The 26538-nt window shown below is 64.6% G+C and carries 20 protein-coding genes and 1 pseudogene; 3 read left to right on the top strand and 18 right to left on the bottom strand.

The genetic code is table 11. From position 1 onward, the window contains the following. Positions 1 to 56: 56 nt before the first annotated feature. From JQ631_RS02435 to JQ631_RS02410, 6 genes are all read right to left on the bottom strand, one after another. On the bottom strand, positions 57 to 1025 hold the full coding sequence (locus JQ631_RS02435; protein ID WP_249160410.1) for an ABC transporter ATP-binding protein: 969 nt from the start codon (positions 1023 to 1025) through the stop codon (positions 57 to 59). After that, positions 1025 to 2017, bottom strand: coding sequence for an ABC transporter ATP-binding protein (locus JQ631_RS02430; RefSeq protein WP_212323674.1), 993 nt, complete (start codon positions 2015 to 2017; stop codon positions 1025 to 1027). Before JQ631_RS02430 ends, JQ631_RS02435 begins: the two co-directional genes overlap by 1 nt. Beyond that, entirely contained in the window at positions 2014 to 2883 is an 870-nt protein-coding gene (locus JQ631_RS02425) for an ABC transporter permease (protein WP_212323672.1), read from the bottom strand. Before JQ631_RS02425 ends, JQ631_RS02430 begins: the two co-directional genes overlap by 4 nt. Beyond that, complete coding sequence (locus tag JQ631_RS02420; protein ID WP_212323670.1) at positions 2870 to 3820, bottom strand: ABC transporter permease; 951 nt, start codon at positions 3818 to 3820, stop codon at positions 2870 to 2872. The genes JQ631_RS02425 and JQ631_RS02420 overlap by 14 nt, the downstream gene beginning before the upstream one ends. Before the next feature lie 6 nt (positions 3821 to 3826). Then, complete coding sequence (locus tag JQ631_RS02415; RefSeq protein WP_212323668.1) at positions 3827 to 5371, bottom strand: ABC transporter substrate-binding protein; 1545 nt, start codon at positions 5369 to 5371, stop codon at positions 3827 to 3829. A gap of 115 nt (positions 5372 to 5486) precedes the next feature. Continuing rightward, complete coding sequence (locus tag JQ631_RS02410; protein WP_212323664.1) at positions 5487 to 6683, bottom strand: CaiB/BaiF CoA transferase family protein; 1197 nt, start codon at positions 6681 to 6683, stop codon at positions 5487 to 5489. A gap of 183 nt (positions 6684 to 6866) precedes the next feature. Here JQ631_RS02410 and glgA point away from each other — a divergent pair, with 183 nt between their 5' ends. Further along, positions 6867 to 8282: a glycogen synthase GlgA gene (glgA, locus tag JQ631_RS02405; RefSeq protein WP_212323663.1), complete on the top strand. Its 1416-nt coding sequence runs from the start codon at positions 6867 to 6869 to the stop codon at positions 8280 to 8282. 86 nt (positions 8283 to 8368) lie between these two features. On the opposite strand, the gene JQ631_RS02400 is transcribed toward glgA, so the two are convergent. The 6 genes from JQ631_RS02400 to JQ631_RS02375 all read right to left on the bottom strand — a co-directional run bounded on the left by JQ631_RS02400 (position 8369) and on the right by JQ631_RS02375 (position 16537). Then, a complete protein-coding gene (locus JQ631_RS02400; RefSeq protein WP_212323662.1) occupies positions 8369 to 9319 on the bottom strand; it encodes an oxygenase MpaB family protein in 951 nt (316 codons plus the stop codon). Positions 9320 to 9391: 72 nt separating this feature from the next. Then, on the bottom strand, positions 9392 to 10534 hold the full coding sequence (locus JQ631_RS02395) for a patatin-like phospholipase family protein (protein ID WP_212323660.1): 1143 nt from the start codon (positions 10532 to 10534) through the stop codon (positions 9392 to 9394). Between the two features lie 101 nt (positions 10535 to 10635). Beyond that, a complete protein-coding gene (locus tag JQ631_RS02390; RefSeq protein ID WP_212323658.1) occupies positions 10636 to 11946 on the bottom strand; it encodes an MFS transporter in 1311 nt (436 codons plus the stop codon). A 23-nt stretch (positions 11947 to 11969) separates the two neighbouring features. Continuing rightward, the gene (locus JQ631_RS02385) at positions 11970 to 12491 is read right to left on the bottom strand and encodes a PRC-barrel domain-containing protein (RefSeq protein WP_212323656.1); all 522 of its coding nucleotides are present in this window, start codon (positions 12489 to 12491) and stop codon (positions 11970 to 11972) included. Between the two features lie 18 nt (positions 12492 to 12509). Then, complete coding sequence (locus JQ631_RS02380; protein ID WP_212323654.1) at positions 12510 to 14714, bottom strand: amylo-alpha-1,6-glucosidase; 2205 nt, start codon at positions 14712 to 14714, stop codon at positions 12510 to 12512. 59 nt (positions 14715 to 14773) lie between these two features. After that, entirely contained in the window at positions 14774 to 16537 is a 1764-nt protein-coding gene (locus JQ631_RS02375; protein WP_212328460.1) for an ABC transporter ATP-binding protein, read from the bottom strand. 275 nt (positions 16538 to 16812) lie between these two features. Between JQ631_RS02375 and JQ631_RS02370 the strand changes: the two genes are divergently transcribed. After that, positions 16813 to 17883 (top strand): glycosyltransferase family 4 protein, encoded by a 1071-nt coding sequence (locus tag JQ631_RS02370; RefSeq protein WP_212323652.1) that lies wholly within the window; start codon positions 16813 to 16815, stop codon positions 17881 to 17883. A 160-nt stretch (positions 17884 to 18043) separates the two neighbouring features. Here the strand turns inward: JQ631_RS02370 and JQ631_RS02365 are convergent, their stop codons facing one another. The 5 genes and pseudogenes from JQ631_RS02365 to JQ631_RS02350 form a co-directional block, all read right to left on the bottom strand. After that, complete coding sequence (locus JQ631_RS02365; protein WP_212323650.1) at positions 18044 to 19975, bottom strand: alkyl/aryl-sulfatase; 1932 nt, start codon at positions 19973 to 19975, stop codon at positions 18044 to 18046. 107 nt (positions 19976 to 20082) lie between these two features. Continuing rightward, the gene (locus tag JQ631_RS32560; RefSeq protein WP_349644996.1) at positions 20083 to 21366 is read right to left on the bottom strand and encodes a TRAP transporter large permease; all 1284 of its coding nucleotides are present in this window, start codon (positions 21364 to 21366) and stop codon (positions 20083 to 20085) included. Positions 21367 to 21603: 237 nt separating this feature from the next. Continuing rightward, positions 21604 to 21933, bottom strand: a pseudogene (locus JQ631_RS32555) (TRAP transporter small permease); the annotation flags it as partial. A gap of 279 nt (positions 21934 to 22212) precedes the next feature. Beyond that, on the bottom strand, positions 22213 to 23214 hold the full coding sequence (locus JQ631_RS02355) for a DctP family TRAP transporter solute-binding subunit (protein ID WP_212323647.1): 1002 nt from the start codon (positions 23212 to 23214) through the stop codon (positions 22213 to 22215). Positions 23215 to 23431: 217 nt separating this feature from the next. Beyond that, positions 23432 to 24202, bottom strand: coding sequence for a methyltransferase domain-containing protein (locus JQ631_RS02350; protein ID WP_212323646.1), 771 nt, complete (start codon positions 24200 to 24202; stop codon positions 23432 to 23434). Between the two features lie 143 nt (positions 24203 to 24345). Here JQ631_RS02350 and JQ631_RS02345 point away from each other — a divergent pair, with 143 nt between their 5' ends. Further along, positions 24346 to 25089: an SDR family NAD(P)-dependent oxidoreductase gene (locus tag JQ631_RS02345; protein WP_212328459.1), complete on the top strand. Its 744-nt coding sequence runs from the start codon at positions 24346 to 24348 to the stop codon at positions 25087 to 25089. Between the two features lie 266 nt (positions 25090 to 25355). Here the strand turns inward: JQ631_RS02345 and JQ631_RS02340 are convergent, their stop codons facing one another. After that, positions 25356 to 26417 (bottom strand): isocitrate/isopropylmalate dehydrogenase family protein, encoded by a 1062-nt coding sequence (locus tag JQ631_RS02340; RefSeq protein ID WP_212323645.1) that lies wholly within the window; start codon positions 26415 to 26417, stop codon positions 25356 to 25358. Positions 26418 to 26538: the final 121 nt, after the last annotated feature.

Genomic DNA, 26538 nt, shown 5'->3' with positions numbered 1-26538 from the left:
GTCGCCCCACCATGCCATGGACGGCGGGGCGAGACAAACCCGGGACCGGTCTTAGTTCAGGCCAGCGGATGGTGGCAAGCCACGAACTGCGCGGGCGCGACCTCGCGCAACTCCGGCATCTCCGCGCTGCATCGCTGGTCGGCGCGCGGACAGCGGGTGCGGAAGCGGCAGCCGGATGGCGGCGCAATCGGCGATGGCGGCTCGCCGGTCGCCACGCTCTCGGCGGGACGCACGTCCGGATCAGGCACCGGGATCGCCTGCAACAGCAGCCCGGTATAGGGGTGCGCGGGATTTGCGAACAATTGCTCAGATGGACCGACCTCGCAGAGCCGGCCGAGATACATCACTGCGACGCGGTCGCTGACGGCTTTGACCACGGCAAGGTCATGCGCGATGAACAGCAGCGTCAAGCCGAAGCGCGCCTTCATCTCCTCCAGCAAATTGAGGATCTGGGCGCGGATGGAGACGTCGAGCGCCGAGACCGGCTCGTCGCAGACAATGAATTCCGGGTTGAGCACCAGCGACCGCGCGATGCAGATGCGCTGGCACTGGCCGCCGGAGAATTCATGCGGCAACCGACCCGAGACGAGATCAGGATCGAGCCCGACCGCGGACAGCACATCGTGAACCCTGCGCTTGCGCTCGGCGGCATCCTTGACGCCGGCGATGATCAGCGGCTCGGCGACGATGTCGCCGATGCGGCGGCGCGGATTGAGCGAGGCGATCGGGTCCTGGAAAATCAGCTGCACGCGGCGGCGCATCTTGCGCAGCGCATCCCCTTCCATCGCGGTGAGATCTTCACCGTCGAACAGCACGCGGCCGGATGTGGCGCGGCGCAATTGCAGCACTGCGCGTCCCAGCGTCGACTTGCCGCAGCCGGACTCGCCGACCAGCCCCAGCGTCTCGCCGCGCGCGACATGCAGGCTGACGCCCGAGACGGCGTGCACCGTCTTGTTGCCGAGACCGTATTCGACAACGAGATTGTCGACGCTCAGGAGCGGCTCTTCGCGCACGGCCAATTGCATCACGCGCCAATTCCTTCCGCCATCTGGATCGGGTGGAAGCAGGCATAGAGATGATCGGGCATCTCGGCGCTCTTCAGCTCGGGCTTGGCCTCGTGGCAGCGATTGGTGGCATAGCGGCAGCGCGGCGCGAAGGAGCAGCCCTTGAGCGGCCGGGTCGGATCGGGCGGGCGGCCGGAGATGGCAGGCAGCGGCGTATGCGGCGCCGCGTCCAGCTTGGGAATCGCGGCCAGCAGTGCCTCGGTGTAGGGCATGTGCATGTGCTTGAACAATGCCTGCGTCGGCGCGCGTTCCACCACCCTGCCCGCATACATCACCGCAACCTCGTCGGCACGGCCGGCGACCACGCCGAGATCGTGGGTGATGATGATCATCGCCATATGGCGTCGGCGCTGCTCGCGCGCCAAGAGATCGAGAATCTGCGCCTGGATGGTGACGTCGAGCGCCGTGGTCGGCTCGTCCGCGATCAGCAGTTTCGGTTCGCAGGACAGCGCGATCGCAATCGCGATGCGCTGGCGCATGCCGCCGGAACATTGATGCGGATACTGCGCAAGCCGCTGCTCCGGCGCCGGAATGCCGACGGCCGTCAGCAGCTCGATGCTGCGCTTCTTCGCGGCCGACGCGTCGAGCTCAAGGTGTTCCTGGATCGTCTCCATCAACTGCGTGCCGATCGTCAGCACCGGGTTCAGCGAGGTCATGGGATCCTGGAACACGACCGCGAGGTCGCGGGCGCGCAGACGCCGCAGGCCTTCGGGCGCAAGCTGCGCCAGATCCTGGCCGTCGAACATCACGCGTCCCGTGAGCTTCGCCTTCTTCGGCAGCAGTTGCAGGATCGCGCGCGACAGCATGGTCTTGCCGCAACCGGACTCGCCGACGATGCCGAGCGTGCGGCCCGCCTCCAGCGACAGATCGACATGGTCGACGGCGCGCAGATTGCCGCGCGGCGTCGGCAAGTCGACCGCGACGTCCCGGATGGACAGCAAGACCCCGCTCACAGGGCCCCCTGACGCGGATCGGTGATCGCCCGCAGCGTGTCACCGACCAGATTGAAGGCCAGCACGGTGACGAACATCGCAACCGCCGGCAGGAAGGCGAGCCGTGGCGCGATCTCGAGGCTTTCGCGTCCCTCTCCGATCATGCTGCCCCAGCTCGCCATCGGCGGCGGAACGCCGAGCCCGAGAAACGACAGCGAACCCTCCACCACGATGGTAACGGCAACGCCAAGCAGGAAGAAGGCGAACAGCGGCAGGAATACGTTCGGCAACAGCTCGCGCAGCAGGATCCGCGCATGGCTCGCGCCGAGCGCCTCGGCAGCGATCACGAATTCCCGCCGTGCCAGCGTCAGCGTCGCCGCGCGCGACACCCGCATGAAGGCGGGAATGCCGAGGAAGCCGAGGATGAAGGTGAGATTCGGAATGGACTGGCCGAGATAGGCGACGATGGCGAGGGCGAAGATCAGCGGCGGAAAGGCGAGCAGCACGTCCATGCTGCCGACCACCAGCGTTTCGAAACGGCCCCGGAAATAGCCGGCCAGCAGTCCGAGCGCACCACCGATGGTCAGGCCGATCATCGGTGCGCACAGGCCGACCGTCAGCGACACCCCCGCACCAAAGATCAGGCGAGACAGCTCGTCGCGGCCGAGCCCGTCGGTGCCGAGCCAGTGCTCGGACGAGAACCAGGCGCGGCGCTCCAGCATGTCCATGTCGACCGGATTCTGCAGCGGCAGGATCGGCGCGAACATCGCCAGCACGACGACGAGCAAGATCCAGAAAATCGCGAACCAGAACAGGAAGCCGAGCCTGCGCCTGCGCCGCACCGGCTGCTCGACCTCTTCGGGCAGCGAGAGTTCAAGTGTGGCCATGGCGAATCCTGGGATCGAGGACGGCATAAAGCATGTCGACGACGAAGTTCATGATCACGAAGCCGGCGGCCACCAGCAGCACCACGCCCTGGAGGATGATGAGATCGCGGGTATAGATGGCCCCGACCAGCAGCCGGCCGATGCCGGGCAGCGCGAAGATCGATTCCACGATCAGCGCGCCGCCGATCAGGCGGCCGATATTGATGCCGGTAATCGTCACCAGCGTCAGCGACGAAGGCTTCAGCGCGTGCACGAACAGGATGCGCGCCGGCTTCAGCCCCTTGGCTTTCGCGAGCGAGATATAGTCCTCCTGCAGGGTCGCGATCATGTCGGAACGCAGCACGCGCATGATGCCCGGCCACTCCGCCAGCGCCAGCGTCAGCGCCGGCAACACGAAGAAGCGCAGGTTCGCGAGGGGATCTTCGGCGAACGGCACGTAGCCCGTCGCGGGCAGCCAGCGCAGCTCGACCGCGAACAGATAGATCAGGAGGATCGCGGAGAGGAACGACGGCACCGACAGCATCGCAAACGCGCTGCCGGTCATGAAGCGGTCGAACGCGCTGCCCGCACGGGCCGCGCAGGCGATCGCGAGCGGCACGCCGATCGCGAGCCCGATGATCTCGGCGAGCAGCATCAGCTCGATCGAGACCGGAATGCGCTCGGCGACCGCCTGCAGCACGGTCTGCCCGGTGCGGAAGGAGCGGCCGAGATCGCCCTGCACGATCTGGCCGAGCCAGCTCAGGTATCGCCACCACAGCGGCTGGTCGAGCCCCATGTCGTGGCGAAGCGCCGCGACCTTCTCCGGCGTCGCCTGGTCACCCAGGATGACATAGGCCAGATCGCCCGGCAGCAGCGAGGCAATCAGGAAGGTCAGCAACGAGACGGCGGCCAGCACGGGAACGAGATAGAACAGCCGCCGAACGACGAAGTTGAGCATCGTCCCTTAGTCCAACCAGGCGTTCGAGACGTCGAGCACGCTGTTATACATCTTCGGCAGACCCTTCACCTTGGCCTGCGAGATCGAATAGTAGGTGTTCTGGAAGGTCCAGAACCAGATCGCCTCCTTGTTGATCAGGCGGCTGATCGCGCAATAGTCCTCGCTGCGCTTGGCGACGTCGGCGGTCGAGCGCGCGTGATCAAGCAGACCGTCGAGCTCCGGATTGGAGTAATTGGCCAGCGCGACCGGGCTGCCGCTCTTGAAGTTGGCATACATCTGCGGATCGGGATCGGCGAGATCGACGATACGCCACGGCGTCATCTGGAACTGACGCATGAAGGCGCGCGGCACGATGGTGGCCTGGTCGACCTGTTCGATCTCCATGTTGACGCCGACGCGCTTCCAGAACTGTTGGAGCACCTGTCCGACAGTGCGTCCGCGCGGCGTTGCGGTGACGATCATCTTGAACTCGACCGGCTTGCCGTAGTCCTTGAGCAACGCCTTGGCCTTCTCGGGATCCTCCGGCAGAGCGCCATCGTCCTTGCACTTGACCCAGGAACCGTCGCCGTAGGGATTGGTCGCGGGTTTCGCCAGCCCGTTGGTGATCGCCTGCGACATCTTCTTGCGGTCGAGCGCCATCACCAGCGCCTGACGCACGCGCACGTCATCGAGCGGCGCCGCCTTGGTGTTCATGGCATAGACCTGCGCACCCGAGCCCGTATAGGCGTTGACGGAGAGATTGGAGTCCTTCTGCGCCTTCTGAATGTTGTCGGCGTCGTATTCGTCATCCCAGATGACGTCGGCCTCGCCGGACTGCAGCGAGGCAAATCGCGACTGTGCGTCCGGCAGCGGCTTCAGGACGATGCGATCGAGATAGGGTTTGCCCTTGTTCCAGTAATCCGGGTTCTTCTCCAGCACGATCCGGTCGCCGGCGGTCCACGACTTCAGAATGAAGGGGCCCGTGCCGACCGGATTGCGATTGAAGTCGTCGCCCTTGGTCTTCCACGCCGTCGGCGACAGCATCACGTTGTTGGTGCTCTGAATGGTCTGCGTCGCCGGAAAATTCACCGACGGATCGCTGAAATTGTAGACCACGGTGAGATCGTCGGTCGCCTGCACGCTGATGATGCTGGTGATGTAGAAGGCGCAGCGGCACTTGTTGGCGGGATCCTTCTGCCGGTCGAAGTTCTCCTTCACCGCTTGGGCATTGAACGGCGTGCCGTCGTGGAACTTGACGCCGGGGCGGAGCTTGAAGGTCCAGGTCTTGAAGTCGTCGGAGTGCGTCCAGGACAGCGCGAGCTTCGGCTGCACCTCCCCCTTGTCGTCGAGCGTCGTCAGGGTATCGAAGATCGATGCAGCAGCGGTGAAGCCGCCGGAATCGAAGACGCCGACCTTGAGCGGATCGAAGCCGGGGATGTCCTGTTCCAGGCCGACCGTGATGCTGCCGCCGGCTTTCTGAGCTTGAGCGGCTTGGCCCGTGGGAAGCGCAGCAAATGCCGTCGCAAGGAAAATTGGCGCAAGTCTGCGCGCCGCCGTTGCCGCGTTCGTCATGGTCCCTCCCGAAGCCGTTCGTCCGATGTTTCGGATCGCTGATGACTTCGGTGAGATTGGCGAGAATCGCAGCTCACGGCAAGAGGAACGCGCGAGGTTCGATGCCGCAGCGCGCTCAGTTCGCCGCTTGCGTTTTGCCTGACGGAATTGAAGCGGTCTCACCGAGGCCGATCTCCTCCCGCAGTTCGCGCGTGTGCTCGCCGAGCACGGCCATGGTCTTGCCCGGCGTGGTGTCGGCGCCCGTCATCCGGAACGGCAGGTTGATCACCCTAAACGAGCCGCCTCCGTCCTCTACCGACGACAGCGCCTGCCGGTGCGCGAGCTGCGGATCATCAAGGGCCTCCTTGATGGTGCGATAGGCCGAAGCCGGCACGCCGGCTGCGCCTAACGCGACAAGACATGCGTCGGTCGACAATCGCCGCGACCAGGCCTCGACGCCGTCCATCATATCGGCCCAGTTCTCGCGCCGCGGAGCGTAGGACGAGAAACGCGGATCGGAGATCCATTCGGGCCGGCCGATCACACCCATCAAGGCCTGGAACGTCTTCTCGCTGGCGACCGTGATCATGACATAGCCGCTGGCCGTCTCGGTCGGGCCGAACATCGGGCGCGGCGGCGGCTTCACCGCGAATTGCGAGCTCTGCAATTCGATCACCGTCAAGGTCAGCATCGACTCCAGCATGGAGACGTCGATGTGCTGGCCGAGACCGGTCGCCGTGCGCTGATAGAGCGCAGACGCGATCGCGCCAAAGCCGTAGGTGCCGGTGACGACATCGGCATGGTAGATGCCGCAATAGTCCGGCCTGTTGCGGCCAGGCTGGTAGGCGAGATGCGCCATGTCGTAGCCGGAGGCCGCGTGGATCACCGGGGCGTAGGCCGGCAGCTCGGCCGAGGGACCGCTCTGGCCGTAACCTGAGATCGAGCAATAGATCAGCCTGGGATTGACCGAACGCAAGCTGTCGTAGTCGAGCCGCAGCCGGCGCATCACGCCCGGGCGAAAATTCTCGACCAGAATGTCGGATGTGGCGACCAGCCGGCGAACCGCCTCCCGTCCGTCCTCCGACTTGAGGTCGAGCACGACGCTTTTCTTGCCGACATTGAGCTGGCCGAACACTGTGCTGCAGCCATTGCGCAGCGGCGGCCGGGTTCGCATCGTCTCGCCGCCATCGGTCTCGATCTTGATGACCTCGGCGCCCATGTCCGCCAGCATTCGAGCGCAGTGGGGTCCGGCGATGGTCGTCGAAAAATCCAGGACGCGGAGGCCGGCGAAGGCCTTTGTCGTCTTGTCTTCGTGCTTATTTGATCGCTGCATCCCCGGCCGCCCCTTAGGAACAATCACTGTTGTCTCTTGTTGGTGCGCCGACCCTAGAGGGCGGCGGCTGGGTAGGAAAGTCTTTACCGAACCGATGCGTCTCGCAGGTGGCTTGAGATTTCCAGGGTCAACTGGACCCGATCTTGCATAGCAGCAATCGGGATCGGAAGAGGGCAATCGTTCTTGAGGGTCTTATTCGTCACGACAGAGATGGACGACTTCGTCCGCGTCGGCGGGCTCGGTGCGGTTTCCGCTGCCCTTCCCCGAGCGCTCCGCCCCTTCGCCGATATCAGGGTCATGCTGCCCGGCTATCGCGACATCATCGAACAACTCACGCATATTCAGATCGTTGGGCGTTGTCCGGCGTTTGCGGAGATGCCGGCCTGCTCGCTCGGCCGGGCCGCCACCAAGGACGGCCTGCCGGTCTATGTGCTGTTGTGCTCACAGCTCTACGACCGCCCCGGCAACCCTTACGGCGACGAGTCCGGTCGCGACTGGCCCGACAATGACATCCGCTTCGCGCGTTTTGCGTCGGCAGCCGCCGAGCTTGCCATGGGCAAGCTGGACAAGAATTGGGCAGCAGACCTGATCCATGCCAACGACTGGCAGGCCGCGCTCGTGCCGGCCTACCTCGCCTGGCAGGGCGCCAAGCTGCCGTCGATCCTGACCATCCACAATCTCGCCTATCAGGGTCTGTTCCCGAAGGAGTCGCTGCGGCGGATCGGCATCCCCGAAAGCTCTTTCCACATCGACGGCGTCGAGTTCTACGACCAGCTCTCCTTCCTCAAGGCCGGGCTGGTCTATGCCTCGCACCTCACCACCGTCAGCGGCACCTATGCGCGCGAGATCACGACCGATGAATTCGGTTGCGGCCTCGAAGGCTTGCTGCGCGTCCGTTCGGACGCGTCCGAGCTCACCGGCATCCTCAACGGCATCGACGAGAGCTGGGACCCACGTTCCTGCGCCCAGCTCGCGCAACAATTCAGCGCCGGCGACTGGGTCGGCAAGAAGGCCAACGCGGACTACGTGCGCAAGCAGTTCGGGCTGGCGGTCTCGCGCGGGCCGATGTTCGCGATCGTCGCCCGCCTCGTGCATCAGAAGGGCATCGACCTCGTGCTGTCGGCCGCAGACGAGATCGTCGATGCCGGCGGGCAGATCGTCGTTACCGGCTCCGGCGAGCCCGCACTCGAGCAGGCGCTGATCGATGCGCATCGCCGCCGCCCCGACGCCATCGGCGTCACCATCGGCTTCAACGACGCCCACGCGCGGCGCATCTTTGCCGGCAGCGATTTCACCTTGATGCCGTCGCGGTTCGAGCCTTGCGGACTGAGCCAGATGTATGCCCAGCGCTTCGGCTCGCTGCCGATCGGCCACCAGACCGGCGGCCTCGCCGAGACCATCACCGACGGCGAGACCGGCTTCCTGTTCTCGAGGCCTTCGCACGAGTCCTTCCTCGGCGGGGTCCGCCGCGCCTTCCAGGCCTTCATGGCGCAGGACCAGCTCGACACCATGCGTCGCAGCGCCATGGGACGATCGTTCTCCTGGGGCATCTCGGCGGGAAGTTACAGCGCGTTGTATCGGAAGCTGGCGGCGGCGTGAAACCGGCGGCTTGGCCGCGCACTCCGTCGTTGCGAGAAGCGAAGCGGCGAAGCAATGACGACGAGTTTGGCGCGCCACCGAAAACGTCACCCCTTCCCGCGCACATCCATCTGCGGCCGGCCGATCCAGGCGCGGTTAAGGCAGCGGGTCATCCAGTCGGGCTGCGGTTCGCCTCGCAACCGCGCCTGCGATTCCTGATAGGGACCGACGTAGCGCAGGCGATCGGGCAATTTCGGATAGACGCGCCTGATCCATCGCAGCGCGTTGTCGGCAGCCCTCTTGTCGCGCGTGTCGAGCTCAAAGCCGAAGCCCGCGCGCAAGCGGTCCGGCAGCAGGCTCGCCGTGAGCGCGCGATACCATCGCGGCGGACGCAGCCACGGACGAGCGCCACCAAAGATCTGCGCGGCGATCTCGCGCGCGGCCGGGCTCACGGTCAGCGTCTCCGACTGCGTCATCTCCGTCGTGTACGCCGCAAAGCCAGCCCAGTCCGAGGGGAGATCATCGCCCGTCAGTCCGAACAACGCGCCAAACGTCCGGCTCTCGGTCCAGTAGCGTTCGCGCTCCTCTGCCGAGAGCGGCGGCAGAACCAGATCGTGCGCCATCAGCGCGGTCTCGACCAGCGTGGCATGAACCCAGCGCAGCGACGGGATGTCGTTGGCGCAATAGCGTGAGCCGGCCGCGAAGGGGCCGACGGTATCAGGCATCTCGCCGACGATCATGCCGTGACGCCGGTGCAGCTGTCGCGACGACAGCATGGCCCGGTCGAGCGAGCCGAACACCATGGCAAAGACGATGTCGAAGGTGCGATGGAAGCGGCCGATCGGATCGGCAAAAGTCCTGGAATGCTCGGCGATGGCGGCAGCGACCCAGGGGTGCGCGAGCTGAAGCAGCAGCGCGCGGCCAGCGCCGAGAAAGATGACAGCCTCGCGGTCAATCCGCCACGTCACCGAGCCGGGGCCGAACACGCCGGCGACCGGTCCAGCCGCGTCAGCGCGGACCTGATCGAGGGCCAATTCGAGATCGTTTCCGGACACCACTTGCAGAGCCTTTCGACGGCGGGTCGGGAGCCGACGATTCACAAGGCCTGTGGCAATTCCATGAAACAGCCGCTATTCCGCGGCCAGCGGCATCTCGTCGACCTGCTCGTGCAGCACCACGCCCGACAGCGGATCAAACTCGCCATTCCACGGCGCCCGCGCCAGCACCGAGCGCGTATGGGCATAACCGGCGTCCCAGCGCTGCTGGATGCCGGACGGACTGAAGTCGATGTCCTTGGTATGGGTTTCGCGATCGAGCTGCGGCGCCAGCAAGCGGACCACGTGCATCCGCGTCGAGCAGCCATAGCCGATCAACTCCCTCACCGCGGGATCATCGCGCTCGCTCTCGGGCAACCGGGTCGCAAGCTGGCTGATGACGTGGCGCAGTCGATGAGCCTGCTGCTGGCGCTCGATCTGGCTCGCGATCCGGCTGGAATATTGCACGTCCTTGTGCCGGGTCAGCACCTGCCCCATCGTCGCCGGCTCGGCACCCGCGGGATTCCACAGATGCACGGAGAAAATCAGCGAGTTGCGGCGCGGATTGTCGTCGAACACGGCCTCCGTCGGCGAGTTCGAGAGAATGCCGCCGTCCCAATAGAGCTCGCCGTCGATGCGCACCGCCGGAAAGGCCGGCGGCAGCGCGCCCGAGGCCATGATGTGCTTCACGGTAAGTTCGCCGTCGCGGCTGTCGAAATAGCGCATCTGGCTGGAGCCGACATGCGCCGCACCAACCGTGAGCCGCGGCGCGCCGCGATTGGCGAGACCGAAATCGACGAGCTCGCGCAGCGTGCTCTCCAGCGGCGCGGTCGAATAATAGCCGGCACGATCGGCGCCGAGCGGAAAGGATTCGCCGGCATGCGCCAGCGGATTGGGCTGGAAGAAGCCGGCAATGCCGTGGGCAACGGTCGACCAATATGCGAGCGTATCGTCGACGCCGGGAATGCCAAACGGCAGAGGCCAGACCGGCCTCTGCTCCATCCGCTTCCAGAATTCGTTCAGGCGCGCGAGCCGCTTCTCCGGCGCGTTGCCGGCGATCAGGCCAGCATTGATCGCGCCGATCGAGGTGCCGATCACCCAATCCGGCTCGATGCCCGCCTCGTGCAGGGCCTGGTAGACACCCGCCTGATAGGCGCCGAGCGCGCCGCCGCCTTGCAGCACCAGCACGACCTGTCCCGGCAGGTTGTCGGGCCTGCACACCCCGGCATTTCCCTGCATGCCCGTTGAACTCCTGCTTCAGAGAGCCATACGCAAGATCCTCCGGCATTGTTACGCCCGAGGAACAGCCCTCGTCCAGCAACCATCGTCCGGGACTTCGCTCAGCCGGCCATTTCCTTTGCCGCGACGCCCGTGCGCCGGGTTTCCGGCATCACGAACAGGATCAGCAGCAGCCCGGTCGCGGCGATGCTCGCCAGCCCGACGAAGGCGGTGGCATTGCCGAACTTGTCGCTGACATAACCGCCAAGCGCGGTGCTCAAGGACGCGCCGATGCCGGTCGCAGTGCCGACGATGCCCTGTGCCAGATTGAAATGCCCGCTGCCGAAGGCGACGTCGGCCACGATCAGCGGAATCATCACCGCGAACACCGCAGCCGTAAAGCCGTCGAACACCTGCACCAGCACCAGCAGATAGGGATCGCGCACGGTCGCGAACAGCAGGCCGCGGATCGTCAGCGCGCCGAACCCGATCAGCAGCAGCGGACGCCGGCCCCAGAGCTGCGCCTTGCGCCCGACCGTCGGCGACAGCAGCGCGACGATCGCCTGCGGCACCACGATGCAAAAGGCGACCAGCACCGTCGCCCACTGGCTCGATCGCGCCGTCACCGCGCTTGCCATCAACGGCATCATCGAGGCGTTGGCGAGTTGCAACAGCAATACGCTCAGCGCAAACACGATCAGCGGCCGCTGCCGGATCAGGTGCCAGATATTGGTATCACCGGGCTCAGGCGCCTCGCGCGGCATCTCGCCGTGACAGCGCGCGATATCGACCTCCTCTTCACGGATGCGCGACAGTGCGAGCAGGGTCGGGATCGCGAGCAGGAAGGTGACGAGAAACACCGAGCGGCTGGAAAGAAGATATCCGGCCGTGCCCATGACCGCTGCGGCAACACCGTTGCCGAGCGAGGCAAAGCGCGCGTTGCGGCCGAGCCGTTCGCCGATCTTGAGCGGACCGACCAGGCCCAGGCTGATGGCCGCAATCGCCGGCCCCAGCACACAGCTCGCCGCCGCATGCAGCGTGGCGGCGGCCACCACGACGGGGAAGATCGGCATTGCCGCATAGGCGAGCGCACAGCAGCCGATGGTGGCGATCGCCAGTCCTGCGACCAGCCGCTCGGACTTCGCGGCATCGATGATGGCGCCACCCGGCATCTGCCCGATCAGGGCGACAATGCCGCCGATCGACAGCACGAAGCCGATCTCGACCTGGGTCCATTTCTGCGTTGTCAGATAGACGGCGATGAAGGGACCGAAGCCGGTCTGCACGTCGGCGAGGAAGAAGATGAACCAGTCGAGGCCGCGCAGGCTCCGCCGCGACGGCGCCGGGATGCCCGCAAGGACGGCGGCGCCGCCGTTGTCCGGTTCAACGCGTCCATCGCGATCTGCATGGTCTGGCTTCCTCGACAAGAGCACAGCTGGTCAGCCCTCCCCCCTCCTCACTGGATGGCTTGCAGCGGTTGAAGACTGCCGGACGCGCCGAGCACGACCATCGGCGTGTCTTCCTTGTATTCCGGGGCGGCCGCGACCTGCGCCTTGGTCAATTCCAGCGTGATGCTGTCCTTCTTGTTGGTGATCTTGCCGAAACGGAGCGCGTTCCAGTCGACCACGATCTTGCGGCTGCCGACGCCGAGGAAGCCGCCGAAATCGATCACGGCGGCGCGCACATGGCCGGTGAGATCGACGATGACGTCGACGATATGACCCATGTCCTCATCGGCCGCGCTGCGCACGTCGCGTCCGAGCACGCCATGGGCGTCACTGGCGCCGATGATGGTCACCGACGGCGGCGGCGCGGCATCCTTCGGCGTGACGGGTACCACCGACGTCGGCGGCTGTACCGTCGGCGGTGCGTTTGCTTGGGTTGCGGCCGCGGGCAATTCTTCCGCGGCACGCGATACGGCAACCGTCAGTCCCGCGACGATCGCCACGCTCAGGACCAACCATCCGGCGGTACGCATGACCCCTCCTTCGCGCGGCTAGCGCGCCAGCACGATCGACACCTGGATCTGGCCGCGCGTCCGCAGCACCTCCAGCGCCACGTCATGGCCATGGCGGCTGACGCGCAGGTCGACGCTGGATTCGCCCAAGCTCAGATCGTGCAAGATGACCTCGTTCAGAAATGCCGGCAGATGCGGATTGCGCAAGCGGATCTCGCAGCGCGCGACGTCGAACTCGATGCCGAGCGCGGCCTCCAGCAGCGTGAACGGCGTCGCGCTGGCCCAGGCTTGCGGCGCGCAGGCGACCGGATAGAGCGTCGGACCGCGCCGCTTCTCGCGGCGGAAACCGCAGAACAATTCCGGCAGCCGGCGCAGGTCCATGTAGGTTGCGGCCTCGAACAGGCCCTTGAACACATGCGCGACCGAATGCTTCAGGCCGTATTGCGCAAGCCCGAGGGCGATCAGCGCGTTATCGTGCGGCCAGATCGATCCGTCATGATACGACATCGGATTGTAGCGTACCTCGCCGCGTGCGACGGTGCGGATGCCCCAGCCCGAGAAGAAGTGCGGGCGCATCAGGTCCGCCGCCACAAGACGGGCGCGGTCTTCCCGGATCATGCCGCTGAACAGCACCTGCCCGGCATTCGAGGTGCGCACTTCGCACCGCCGCTTCTTGCCGTCGAGCGCAACCGCATAGGTGCCGAGATCCTCGCACCAGAACGCCTGCTCGAAGCGCTCCGCCAGCGTCCTGGCCTCCGCCTCGAGCTTTTTCGCGGTATCGGGCTTGCCGAGCCGCAGCGCACATCGCGCGGCGAGCTGCTTGGCGGCGTAGACATAGCCCTGAACCTCGGCAAGCGCGATATTGCCCTCCGCAAGCTTGCCATCGGCGTGGAAGATGGCGTCGTAGGAATCCTTCCAACCCTGGTTGGCGAGCCCCTTTTCGGTGGCGCGCTGATATTCGACAAAGCCGTCATTGTCGGGATCGCCAGGGCCGTCGATCCAGGCAAGCCCCGCCTCGATCGCGGGCCACAGCTCGACCAGCGTCTTCTCGTCACCCGTGCGCTCGAAATAACGGCCGGCGAGCAGGACGAACAGTGCGGTCGAGTCCACGCTGCCGTAATATTGCGAGAACGGCACTTCGCCCAGCGCCGCCATCTCGCCGCCGCGCATCTCGTGCAGGATCTTTCCCGGCGCAGCATCGGCTCGCGGATCGACCGCCTGGGCCTGAAAATGCGCCAGCCGCCGCAGCACGCCTTTGGCGACCCGCGGATCGACCCACAGCATCTGCAGCGCCGTAATCAACCCGTCGCGGCCGAACGTCGTCGAGTACCAGGGAATGCCGGCATAGGGATAGCGCCCCTGCGGCGTCTCGGTCATCAGCATGTTGAGGTCGGCCATGGCCTGGCACAGCACCTCATTGAAGATGTTATTGGAGGTCTCGATGCTGGCGGTGCCGATCGACGACTGCCGCATTTCACGACGGTGCGCCAGCAAGCCCCGGAAGAAGCGCGCCGGCTTCTCCCCGACCGGCCGGTTGCAGGACGCGGCCACGAACAGCGATTTCGATTCATGCGGATCAAGTTCGAGCTGCCAGGTCGCGGCATTCACCGAGAGCCGCGTCGGACGCGGATCGAAATGCAGCCCGGTGGTTCGCTCGGCGTCATCGAGGCCGTGATATTCGAACAGCACGTCGGTCGGCCCGAGCAACTTGCTGGTACCGGTGCCGCGGCGCGGCCGCCGCTCACCGCGCACTTCGAACAGATCGGCAAAATCATTGTCGAACAGCAGCGTCAGCTCGAAGCTGGCGCGTTGCTCGCCATGGTTCTGCAACCCGATGCGCTGATACGCCGTGCCGCGCCACAGGAAGATCGTCCGCACGATGTGCAGCAGGTCCTTTTGCAGGACGATCCGCCCCTCACGATAGATGTCGGGATTTGTCAGGTCGACCGTCAATCCCGAATTGTCATCGCGCAAGTTCGAGCCAAGCAACAACGGCTGGAGGTCGTCGAGCACGAGCTCCAGCCGCGCCAGATAGCGCGTGTCATGGTTGAACAGGCCATCCGGCCCGCCGGCGGAGGCACCGATGTCGCCATGGCTGTCCAGCACGATAAAGGTGTCGTCGTGCTTGAGCGACCGCCGCGGCCGCGCGGCGGGACCCGTCATCGGAATGTAGAACGCCTGCTCCGCGACGGCTTCTATCGTCTGCGGCACCGATTTGATCTTGGTGGCGGCTTCGGCTGCCATGAGCTGTTCCCCTGCGTCTTGTTTCGAAAATGCGGCCAACGCAAACGCAACTGTCGGGTTTACGCGGCGACCTTCGCGAGCCGGCTCATTTCCTGCGTCACCAGCTCACGGTACGGACCGTGGCCCTGCATCAGCCGGTCGGGCGCGCCGTCCTCGATGATCTTGCCGTCCCTGAGCACGACCACCCGGTCGAAATTGCGTAGCGTTGCAAGGCGATGCGCGATCGCGATGACGGTGCGGCCACGCATCAGCCGCGTCAACGCCTCGCGGATCGCCTCCTCGGATTCGCTGTCGAGCGCGGCGGTGGCCTCGTCGAGCAGCAGGATCGGCGCATCCTTCAGGAAGGCGCGCGCGATCGCAATGCGCTGGCGCTGGCCGCCGGACATTTTCACGCCGCGGTCGCCGACCATCGTGTCCAAACCTTCCGGCAGGCTGTCGATGAAGTCACAGCGTGCCGCGATGGCCGCGCGCAGCACCTCGTCGTCGGTGGCATTGGGCCGGCCGTAGCGGATGTTCTCCCTGATGGAGCGGTGGAACAGGGAAATGTCCTGCGGCACCACGGAGATCGCTTCGCGCAGGCTCTGTTGCGTCACCCTGGAAATGTCCTGGCCGTCGACGGTCACGCTGCCCTCGTCCACGTCGTAGAAGCGCTGGAGCAGCGTGAACAGGGTCGACTTGCCGCCGCCGGACTGGCCGACCAGGCCGACGCGCTGGCCGGGCTGGAGTCGCAGGCTGAAGCGCTCAAATATCTTCTCGGCCTCGGGATAGCCGAAGGTGACGTTGTTATACGCGATGGCGGCGCCGTGTTTCACCAGCGGTTCGGCCTCGGGGTGATCGCGCAGCTCATGCGGCACCAGCAGCGTCGCGACCGCCTCGGTCAGACGCGCCACATGCTGGGTGACGTCCACCAGCGCTACCGCGAGGTCGCGCGTCGCACTGAGAATGGAGAGGCCGAGCGTACAGACCAGCACGACGTCGCCGGTGGTTGCCTCGCCCTGCTGCCACAGCGTGATCGCCCAGGCCATCAGCGCCACCGTCAGGACGACGGTCACGCCGGCGTGAGTGATCCGCAGCTTTTCCAGATAGCGCAGACTGCGCCCTCGCGCGGTGAGTTCCCGGTTCACCGTCGCGTCGAAACGTTCGTGTTCATGACCAATACCGCAGAAGGCACGGACCAGCGGCATGTTGCTGATGACATCGATCATTTCGCCGTCCACGACGGCCGCCTTGTCGGCGAAATCGTCATGCAGCGGCTTGCCGGCAGCAGCCAGACGAAACATTGCGATCACCATGCCACCGGCGATCACGATCAGGCCCGCGGCCATGTAAGGGCTCACGGTTCCTATCAGCATGATTGCCGCAACCGTGGCGATGCACGGCGGCAACACATTCCAGACGAACATGTTCTCGACCGTGAACACTGCATTGGATGTGGCCGTGATGCGGCTGGTCAGCATGCCCGGCATCCGGTCCGAGAAATAACTTGGCGCGTGGCCGGTCAGATGACGAAATATGTCACGCCGTAAATCACCCGTGACACGTACGAAGGTGAAGCTCGCCGTCCAGCTCGCGATCCGCCACAGAAAGTTGTCTGCGGCAATCAGCGACATGAGCAGAATGAATGCCAGCCATACGTTGCCACCATGCGAAGTTCCCGCCGACAAGCTGTCGACCAGAGATTTGACGCCGTACTGCGTGCCTACCGAACAGGCAACCGCGCCAACGACGGCGCTCAAGATCACCAGATGCGACGCCAGCCTGCGCCGCAGATAGCGCAAGACAAAGGCAAACGGCCTGTGGGCGTATCTCGAAAGATGATCCATATGCACTCGACCCCGTCGTGATGATTCAAATTGTTCTGCTGATCGACTGAACATCGACCAACTCGCCTCGGTTCCCGGGCAACGCATCACGACATGCGGATGCGGACGATGTGAGAAGAGGTAATGGCAGCATCGCGACAACGCCGCAGTGTGTCGAAGAAGTAACGTTCGAGGTAGGGAACCTCGCAAGTGCGAAAACGTTCCCCTGCTGGCATGCCGGTGCCGATACACGGCGGGGGTTTCAACGTTCCCATGATCGCAGAGGAGAAGGTGAGATGCGCATCGCGCAGGTAGCTCCGTTGACGGAGGCTGTTCCACCCAAGCTGTATGGCGGCACCGAGCGGGTGGTGCATTGGTTGACGGAAGAGTTGGTGGCTCTTGGACACGACGTCACGCTGTTCGCCAGCGGCGACTCGCAGACCTCGGCGAAGCTGGACGCATTATGGCCACGAGCGCTTCGCCTCGACGGATCCGTGCGCGATCCCAACGCTTTGCACATGGTGCTCCTGGAGCGCGTGCGGCAGAAATGTGACGACGAAGAGTTCGACTTCGCTCACTTCCATCTCGACTATTATCCATGGTCGCTGTTCTACCGGCAGCCGACGCCGTTCCTCACGACGTTGCATGGCCGGCTCGACCTGCCGGAGCATCAACCCGTCTTCAATACCTTCTCCAAGATGCCCGTGATCTCGATCTCGAATGCGCAGCGGCGGCCGGTGCCGCAGGCGAACTGGGTGACGACGATCCACCACGGCTTGCCGGAGAACTTGCTGACGCCGAAGCCGGCCAAACAAGAGTACCTCGCCGTGCTCGGCCGCATCGCGCCCGAGAAGGGCGTCGACCGCGCCATCAAGATCGCGATGCACTGCGGCATCCCGCTGAAGATCGCGGCCAAGGTCGATCGCGCCGACCAGGACTATTACGACGAGCTGATCAAGCCGATGATCGTGAACAACCCGCTGGTCGATTTCATCGGCGAGATCAGCGACCACGAGAAGTCCGACTTCTTGAGTGGCGCGCTCGGGCTATTGCTGCCGATCGACTGGCCGGAGCCGTTTGGCCTCGTGATGATCGAAGCCATGGCTTGCGGCACACCGGTCATCGCCTTCAACCGCGGCTCGGTGCCCGAGATCATCGACGAGGGCCTCACCGGCTTCGTGGTCGAGGACATCCTCAGCGCGGCCGGCGTGGTCAACCGCCTCGCGCAGCTCGACCGCTCCGCCATCCGCAAGCAGTTCGAGAAGCGCTTCACTGCGCGACGGATGGCGCTCGACTATCTCGCCGCCTATCGCAGCCTGACCGAGGCCACCGCGCCGCGGATCAAGCTGGTGAGCAGCGCGGAGTAGACAGCGCCCTCACCACTCTCGTGTCCCGGACGCGCTGCAACGCTCTTGGCGTTGCGGCGCAGAGCCGGGACCCACGCGACAGGAACAACTCGGAAACATGGGCCCCGGCTCTGCAGCGCACCGCTGAAGAAGCGCTGCGCAGCGTCCGGGGCACGAGCCCCTACACCACCACCGCCCGCTTCGGCTCGACAATCTCGAACATCCGCGGAAACTCATCCATCAAGCCCATCAGCTCGGCGAGCCGCATCGGGTTGCCCGACAGCTTGACCTTGCCGGCGGCGACGGCTTCCGGAAAGCTTGTCAGCTTCGCAATCACCTCGTCCAGCGTCGCGCGCGCCAGCGTGAAGCTGGCGTCGGCATGCTCGGCCTGCACGCCTTCGGTATAGGTGAGCGCGCAGTTCTCGAGATTGAGCACGAATTTTTCGCCGGTGTCGGAAAAGCTCCAGTTCAGCACGATATGCTTTCCTTCCGCCTTGGGGCCGTTGAGGCGAATGCCGAGCACGTCCCAGAGCTGCTCGGTGCGCAGCGCCGCCAGCGTCTCGCGCGGCATCGGCGCGCGCGGCGGCGTCTTCGGCATGCCTTGCCGAAGCTCCTGTGCGCCGAATAGGTAGGCGTTGCGCCAGGTCGAGCTCTCGGCGGCGTAGCCGAGCTGCTCCAGCGTATCGGCCAGCAATGCGCGCGCGGCCTGGTTGTCCGGCTCGGCAAAAACGAGATGGCCGAGTGCCTGAGCCACGAAGCGGAATTCGCCCTTGTCAAAATCCGCGCGCGCCCGCAACAGGATCGCATCGGCGCCACCCATGTACTCGACGTATTTCTTGCCCGACGCCACCGGCGGCAGCGGATCGAGATTGACCGGGTTGGCGTCGTACCAGCCGAGATATTTCTGATAGATCGCCTTCACGTTGTGCCTGACATGACCGTAATAGCCGCGGCCGTGCCAGGCCCCCTCCAGGCTCTTCGGCAGCTGGATCGTCTCGGCGATCTCGACCGCATTCAGGCCGTGGTTCATCAGGCGGATGGTTTGGTCGTGCGCGAACTTGTAGAGGTCGCGCTGCTCGCGGATCATCGTGTCGATGCGCTCACGTCCCCACACCGGCCAGTGATGCTGACCGCACATCGCTTCCGCCTTGCCGCCCCACAGATGCAGTGCCTCGTTGAGGTACTTCGACCAGGCCAGCGCATCGCGCACGTCGGCGCCGCGGAACGGCAGCAGATTGTGAAAATTATGCGTGCAGTTCTCGGCGAGGTTCAAGAGCTTGTAGCGCGGCAGGAAGAAGTGCATCTCCGCCGGCGCTTCGCTGTTCGGCGCCATCTGGAATTCGAATTCGATGCCGTCGATGACGCGCCTGTCGCCGGTCGCCATGATCAGGTCGGTCGGCCGCAGCAATGCGACCGCGCCGGCCGCCATGGTCTTTCCAAGTCCGCAATCGACCTGTCCGCGCACGCCCTTGGCCAGGAACGGGCCGAACTGGTACTGCGCCCGGCGCAGCATCGCCGGACCCGCGATGATGTTCTCGGAGACCGCGTGCTCCATGAACAGGTTCGGCGCGATGACCGGCACGCGGCCGGTGGCAAGCGCATCCTCTTCCAACACGCCGCGCGCCCCGCCCCAGTGATCGGTGTGGGTGTGGGTAAAGATCACCGCCGCAACCGGCTTCTGGCCGCGATGCCTGTAGTAGAGATCGAGCGCCGCGCGCGCCCCTTCGATCGAGGTCAGGGTGTCCACCACGATGACGCCGCTGTCGCCCTCGATCAGCGTCATGTTGGCGATGTCGAGTCCGCGCACCTGATAGACGCCGGGCACGACCTCGAACAGGCCGTGCTGCATGTTGAGCCGCGACTGCCGCCACAGGCTCGGATTGACCGTCGGCGGGGCCTGCTCGGTGGACAGAAAGCCATAGGGCTCGAGGCTCCAGACCGTCCGCCCCTGCGCATTGGCAATCTTCGCGTTCTCGATGGTGCCGAGGAAGCCGCGCGCAGCGTCGTCGAAATCCCGCGTGTCGGAAAACGGCAGCGCGTTCAGCATCGCCTGATGCTGCGCGATCACGGACGGTGCGGCGTCCTTCGGCTCGTTGCTGGAGATCTCGGTCATGGGCTGGCTCCTCCCCTGCTCTGGTTGGAGCCATCTAATCCCATTCACGCATCGGTTCCAACAGCCAGCGACCGGCCGCGCCGGTCGCTGAACTCATGGAGCCGGTTCTAGTGCATCCCCAGCACCCGCGGCAGCCACAGCGTCAGATCGGGCCAATAGGTCACGATGATGAGGAAGCCGAGCATGGTGAGCAGCCACGGCATCACGGCGCCGGCGAGATCGGTGATGCGCATTCGCGCGATCATCGATGCGACGTAGAGGTTCAAGCCGACAGGCGGATGGCAGAGGCCGACCTCCATGTTGACGTCCATGACGATACCGAAATGGACGAGGTCGATGCCGAGTTTCTTCGCCGCCGGCGCCAGGATCGGTGCCATGATCAGGATGATCGAGTTCGGCTCCATGAAGTTGCCGGCGAGCAGCAGCAGCACGTTGACGACCAGCAGGAAGCCGACCCAGCCGAGGTTCTGCGCCGCGATCCAGTCCGCAAGGATCGTCGGCAGGTTCTCATTGGCAAGCACGAAGGAAAACAGCACGGCGTTGGTGACGATGTAGAGCAACATCGCGCTGGTGTTGGCCGCGCGCAGCAGCACCCGCGGCACGTCCTTCATGCCGATCGCCTTGTAGACGAACACCGCGATGATGAAGGAGTAGACCGCAGCCATCGCGGCCGCCTCGGTGGCGGTGAACAGCCCGCTATAGATGCCGCCGATGATGATGACGACCAGCATCAATCCCCAGACGCTCTCGCGGAAGGCGTGGACGGTCTCGCCCCAGGTCGCCTTCGGCAGCCGCGGATAGTCGCGACTGCGCGCCAGCCACCAGGTGACGATACAGAGCATCGTGGTCAGGAGAATGCCGGGCAGCAGGCCGGCGACGAACAGCGCGCCGATCGAGGTATTGGTGGAGACCGCATAGACGATCTTCGGGATCGACGGCAGCATCAAGATGCCGAGCGAGCCGGCAACCGTGATGATGCCGGCGCCGAAGCGCATGGGATAGCCGTGGCGGACCATCTCGGGCAGCACGATGGCGCCGATCGCCGCGACCGTCGCGACGCTCGATCCGCACACCAGGGCGAACATCGCGCAGGCGACGATGCCGGCAAGGCCAAGGCCGCCGTGCCAGTGCCCGATCAGCGAGGTCGCGAAGTTGATCATGCGTCGCGCGACGCCGCCGTGGGTGAGGAAATTGCCGGCGAGGATGAAGAACGGGATCGCCATGATCTCGAAGCCCTCGATGCCCGTGAAGAGCTTCATCGAGACGGCTTCGATCGGCACGGCGGTCAGCGTGAACAGGAACGTCATCACGGTGAGGCCGAGCGCAATCGAAACGGGAATGCCCGTGAGCATCAGCGCGATTAGCAGTGCGAAGACCGTGGCCGCACGCATCCAGTGCGGCAGCACGATGAAGCCGGTCTTCTCGGCGAGGCAGAGCGCGAAGATCAGGATCGGCGCCATGATCAGGATCACGCCGAGCGGCGAGACCTTGCGCGAGGCGGCCCTGGTGGCGGCGCCGGCGGGCTGCGGATGAAGCGCCGGCGAGCCGTCGGCCTCGACGCCGTCGACATGGGTCTCGTCATGATGCGGCAGCTCGCCGGTCCAGTAATAGGACCAGGAGACCTGGAGGAAGCGGAAGCACATCAGGCCGGAGCCGAGCGGGATCGCCAGATAGACGAACCACATCGGCGCTTCCAGATCGTTGGATTGCTGGCCGGTCTTGAACATCTCGGTGACAAAGGAGGCGCCGAAGGCGGCGATCATGCCGGTGAACAGCGCGCCGCACAGCATCGCGAACATGATGACATGCTTGCGGGAATGCTCGGGCAGCCGGTTGACGAGCAGGTCGACGCCGACATGGATGCCGGTGCGCACGCCATAGGCCGCGCCGAACTTCGCCATCCAGATGAACATGTAGATGCAGAGTTCCTGCGCCCAGGAGAGGTCGAGCTCGGACATGAAGGTGAACACGGCCATCGAGGCCGATGCCAGCCAGGTCATCCCGTGCGCGGTGGCCCATCGCGCCAGATTGATCGATTCGCCCGCACCGTAACGGTGCACGACGGCGATGAAGATCAGTCCGGTTGCAGCCGCAATGAGCGTCGCGATCAACCATTCTTCGAGATGATTGAGCACCTGGTTGAGCACGCGCAGCAAATCAGAATCCCCCCAATCGATACGAAACGGCCGGGAGTGCACTCACTCCCGACCGTTGGTATTATTCTCCGGAAAAACGCGTCAGTTCATCTTGACGTCGAGTTCCTTGGAAACGAGATCGAGCACTTCCTGCCCGACACGGCCCTTGGCCCATTTATAAGTCGGCTGCATTGCTTCCTGCCATGCCTTGCGGTCGGCGTCCGTCAGATAATGCAGCGTGGTCTTGCCGGTCTTCTTGATCTCGGCCAGCGCGTCCTCGTTTTCCTGGTGCGCGATCTGGTTGGTGTAGTCGGTTGCATCCGCCATCGCCTTCTCGAGCTGGGTGCGGATGTCAGGCGGCAGGCCGGACCAGAATTTCGAATTGACGATGACCGCATATTGCAGATGCGCGTGATAGGACACGGTGATGTCCTTCTGCACCTCGTAGAACTTCTGCGTCAGATAGTTCGACGCGGTGTTCTCGCAGCCGTCGACCACGCCGGTCTGCAGCGCCTGGTAGACTTCCGAGAACGCCATGATCTGCGGGATCGAACCCATCAGGCGGAAATACTGGTCTGCGATCTTCGATCCGGAGATGCGGAACTTCAGGCCCTTGAAATCCTCCGGCTTCATCAGCGGACGGTTCGACGACACCATGTGGAAGCCGTTGTCCCAATAAGCGAGACCGGTGATTCCCTTGGTCTCCAGCTTCTGGAACAGCCACTTGCCGACCGTGCCCTTCATCGCCTTCGAATAGGTCGCTTCATCCTTGAACAGCCAGGGCAGATCGAGCGCCTCGAATTCCTTGATGCCGAGCGGCGCGAATTTCGCGGTCGAGGGCGCGAGCATCTGCACCGAGCCGAGCTGGAGCGCCTCGATCTCCTCCTTGTCCTTATAGAGAGAGGAGTTCGGATAGACTTCGATCTTGACCTTGCCGTCGGTGTACTTCTCGGCAAGTTCCTTGAACTTCAGGGCGCCCTTGCCCTTCGGCGTATCGTTGGCCACGACATGGCTGAACTTGATGATGATCGGGCTCTGCGCCTCGGCAACCGCAGGAGCGAAAGCGAACGCGGCAGCGGCGACCGCAAAGAGAAATTTGCGCATGAAGGACCTCCCCAACAACCTCGGAAACCGGGTTCTTTTTTGTTTTACGGTTTCAGTAGTGGCAGCAATCCTCACCCCGAACAACTAGACCTAAGCCCAATTTGCCGCAGCGAGGCTATGCCGCAGGCAAGCTAGCTTGCTCGCGGTCGCATGTGCAACCCGTCCCCCGCCCCCGCCCACCGGGAGCGAGCGCTTATGTCGCATTGCCGAAGGGCAATTAACCCTTGCGCTGGGCAACCATGAACAGCCGACGGAAGGGGAACAGCGTCTGCCCCGCGCCATTCTTCGGGTAGGCCTTTGCGACCCGCTCCCCGTAGGCGGCTTCGAATGCGGCCTTCTCGTCGCCCTGCAATACGTCGAGGTACCGCGTCAGCCAGGTGCCCTTGGTCCATTCCTTCACGGGATTTTCGCCGTCGAGGACCTGGAGATATTCGGTCTCCCAGATGTCGATGTTTTGCGACAGGGGCGCGAGCACATCGTGATAGAAGGCCGGCCCTTCCACCGGCGGCGGGGTGACGAGGTGCTCGACCTTGGATCGCCAGGGCCCGTTCAGGGCGGTCTCGCCAATCAGCACATGCGATTGCGCCAGGAAGTTGCGCGGCATCTGCACTGCAAGCATGCCGCCGGGCGCCACCTTCTCCATCACCGAGGGGAAGAGTGCCGCGTGATTCGGCAACCAGTGCAGTGCGGCATTGGAATAGACCACGTCATATTGTTTCGCGGGACGCCAATGGCCGAGGTCCTCATGTGACCATTCCACGTCAGGCGCGGCCTTGCGGCCTGCGGCCACCATCTCGGCCGAGCCCTCGACGCCTGTGACCGCGGCGGACGGCCAGCGCTCCTTGATCAGCCTGGTGACGTTGCCGGCGCCGGCGCCGAGGTCAGCGACCGTGCGCGGGCCGACGTCGGGAACGCGCATCAACAGATCGACCGCGGGCCGGAGCCGATGGCCGGAGAATTTCAGATATTGCTGCGGATCCCAGACCATTGGTCGAGCCTTTTCTTTTTGATGTTTCTTTCACGTTCGCTCTTGGTTACCACTGCTCGTCCCGCTCAGGCAATTCGCAAAGCCTGCGGGACCGGCTGGAAACGAAAGCAAAAAGCAAGAACCGATCAAGAGAGCGTGTGACCATGGACCTTGGCCTCAAATCGAAAACCGCAATCGTCACCGGCGCGAGCATCGGCATCGGCCGCGCCATCGCCAAGGGCCTGGCGGCCGAAGGCGTGCGCATCGTCGGCGTGGCGCGCCGTACCGACCTGCTCGCCGAACTGGTGAAGGAAGTCGGCGGCGGCCTGATCACCCCGTTCGAGCAGGACGTGATGGCCAAGGACGCCGCTGAGAAGATCTCGGCCTTCGCGTTGAAGGAACTCGGTCATGTCGACATCCTCATCAACAATGCCGGCGGCAGCCGCCCCCTGCCGGTCGATGCGCCCGACAGCAAATGGGACGAGGCGATCGCGCTCAACTTCACCAGCTACCGCCGAATCGCACATGCGCTGCTGCCGCAGATGATCGAGCGCAAATGGGGCCGCATCATCAACATCACCGGCAAGTCCGAGCCGGAAGGCCTCAACGCCGCGTTCGCCGCCAAGGCCGCCGTACATGCCTGGGCCAAGGGCCTCTCGCGCGAGATCGGCGAGCACGGCATCACCATCAACTGCATTCCGCCCGGCCGCATCATGAGCGAGCAGATCCGCCGCAACTACGCGCCTGACTATCGCGAGCGCTTTGCCGAGGAGGAAATTCCGGTCGGCTATTGGGGCGAGCCCGAAGACCTCGCCGCACTCGCGGTGTTCCTGGCCTCCCCGGTGGCGCGGTACATCACGGGGACGGTGATCCCCGTGGATGGCGGCTTGCGGCGGTATCAGTTCTAGAGCTCCCAAGCGGCGTCTGCGCGCTCAGGCAAGACAAAGTGCATCGAGAAGGATGAAGTTCGGAAGCTGGTCGCGGCCGGCTTGCGCACCGCTGCCATGATGTCATCGTGCCGGTGTTTTGCCCGACGTGTCAACTTATCCGACGCGCCAGAGGTCGCCACGGAGCCGGCTGGAAAAAACCTTGTCTTTCAAGGCGCCTTCTACGGTGCATGGGGTTGTTTTCGCGCTTTTGGTTCGAGGTTGAAAGAAAAGCGCGGGGCGAAAGCTCACTCCGCCTGCAATATCTCCGCGATCGCTGCGCCCGCGGCGATCGTGCCGAGCCTGCCGCCGACATCGCGCGTCGCCCTGCCCTCACGAAGCGCCGTCGCCACCGCCGCCTCGATCGCACGCGCGGCTTCCTCGTAACGGACTGCGCCGCTTCTCTCGCCATGCCAGCCGAGCAGCAGCGCGGTCGAGAGGATCAGCGACACCGGGTTAGCGACGTCCTGGCCTGCAATGTCGGGCGCCGAGCCGTGCGCGGCCTGCGCCATGGCGTAGCTGTCACCGACATTGAGCGAGCCGCCGAGGCCGAGGCTGCCCGAGAGCTCCGCGGTGAGATCGGACAGGATATCGCCGAACATGTTGGTCGAGACGATCACGTCGAAGCGATCGGGGTTGCGCACCACATGCGCCATCATGGCGTCGACCAGGATGTCGTCGACCACAAGGCCGGGATAAGCCTTCGCCGCCTCGCGGCAGATGTCGAGAAACATGCCGTCGCCGATCTTCAGCACGTTGGCCTTGTGCACGATGGTGAGATGCTTGCGCCGCTTCATCGCCAGACGGCAGGCGGCGTGCGCGATGCGCTCGCAGCAGAGCCGCGTGATCCGGCGCAACGAGATGACGACATCCGGCGTGACCAGCAGTTCGCCATTGCCCTGCTCCATGTTGCGATCGGCGTAAAAGCCTTCGGTGTTCTCGCGCACGACGACGAGGTCGAAATCCCCACACCGACCGGACCGCCCGGCATAAGTGCGCGCCGGCCTGATGTTGGCGTAGAGGTCGAGGTTCTTGCGGAAATGCCTGGACGGATTGATCTCGCCATGCGCCTCGTCCTTGAAGTCGAAGGTCGCGGTCGGCCCGAGGATCAGGCCGTCGGCGGCGCGGACGATGTCGAGCAGTTCGGGGCGCACCGTGGTGCCCGATAGCTTCAGGCTCGCGTGCCCGACCGCATGCTCCTCCAGCCGCAGATTGAGCTGAAAGCGCTCGGACGCCGCACGCAGCACCCCTGATGTCGCGGCGGTGATCTCCGGTCCGATGCCGTCTCCCGGCAGAACGACGATGTGCATAATGATCCCCTGTGAGAGCGGCAGCTGGCGTGAACATACGCCGTCACCATCGCATCGGCGCCTGATCGTCGCGCATACAATGCATGCAAGCATATGCCTGTGGAAGCAGCCTCAAGCGTAG

The organism is Bradyrhizobium manausense (genome assembly GCF_018131105.1).
Lineage (GTDB): Bacteria > Pseudomonadota > Alphaproteobacteria > Rhizobiales > Xanthobacteraceae > Bradyrhizobium > Bradyrhizobium manausense_B.
Note: the sequence above shows the minus strand (reverse complement) of the source record. Positions and strands in the feature narration are given on the sequence as shown.

What these genes read in the sequence shown, in the direction of transcription:
- JQ631_RS02380 (WP_212323654.1), bottom strand. Translation starts at nt 14,714, where the DNA reads ATGGCAGCCGAAGCCGCCACCAAGATCAAATCGGTGCCGCAGACGATA.
- JQ631_RS02410 (WP_212323664.1), bottom strand. Translation starts at nt 6,683, where the DNA reads ATGCAGCGATCAAATAAGCACGAAGACAAGACGACAAAGGCCTTCGCC.
- JQ631_RS02350 (WP_212323646.1), bottom strand. Translation starts at nt 24,202, where the DNA reads ATGGTCTGGGATCCGCAGCAATATCTGAAATTCTCCGGCCATCGGCTC.
- JQ631_RS02375 (WP_212328460.1), bottom strand. Translation starts at nt 16,537, where the DNA reads ATGGATCATCTTTCGAGATACGCCCACAGGCCGTTTGCCTTTGTCTTG.
- JQ631_RS32560 (WP_349644996.1), bottom strand. Translation starts at nt 21,366, where the DNA reads ATGCGTGCGGCCACGGTCTTCGCACTGCTAATCGCGCTGATGCTCACG.
- JQ631_RS02385 (WP_212323656.1), bottom strand. Translation starts at nt 12,491, where the DNA reads ATGCGTACCGCCGGATGGTTGGTCCTGAGCGTGGCGATCGTCGCGGGA.
- JQ631_RS02420 (WP_212323670.1), bottom strand. Translation starts at nt 3,820, where the DNA reads ATGCTCAACTTCGTCGTTCGGCGGCTGTTCTATCTCGTTCCCGTGCTG.
- JQ631_RS02370 (WP_212323652.1), top strand. Translation starts at nt 16,813, where the DNA reads ATGCGCATCGCGCAGGTAGCTCCGTTGACGGAGGCTGTTCCACCCAAG.
- JQ631_RS02435 (WP_249160410.1), bottom strand. Translation starts at nt 1,025, where the DNA reads ATGCAATTGGCCGTGCGCGAAGAGCCGCTCCTGAGCGTCGACAATCTC.
- JQ631_RS02425 (WP_212323672.1), bottom strand. Translation starts at nt 2,883, where the DNA reads ATGGCCACACTTGAACTCTCGCTGCCCGAAGAGGTCGAGCAGCCGGTG.
- JQ631_RS02415 (WP_212323668.1), bottom strand. Translation starts at nt 5,371, where the DNA reads ATGACGAACGCGGCAACGGCGGCGCGCAGACTTGCGCCAATTTTCCTT.
- JQ631_RS02345 (WP_212328459.1), top strand. Translation starts at nt 24,346, where the DNA reads ATGGACCTTGGCCTCAAATCGAAAACCGCAATCGTCACCGGCGCGAGC.
- JQ631_RS02365 (WP_212323650.1), bottom strand. Translation starts at nt 19,975, where the DNA reads ATGACCGAGATCTCCAGCAACGAGCCGAAGGACGCCGCACCGTCCGTG.
- JQ631_RS02355 (WP_212323647.1), bottom strand. Translation starts at nt 23,214, where the DNA reads ATGCGCAAATTTCTCTTTGCGGTCGCCGCTGCCGCGTTCGCTTTCGCT.
- JQ631_RS02340 (WP_212323645.1), bottom strand. Translation starts at nt 26,417, where the DNA reads ATGCACATCGTCGTTCTGCCGGGAGACGGCATCGGACCGGAGATCACC.
- JQ631_RS02395 (WP_212323660.1), bottom strand. Translation starts at nt 10,534, where the DNA reads ATGCAGGGAAATGCCGGGGTGTGCAGGCCCGACAACCTGCCGGGACAG.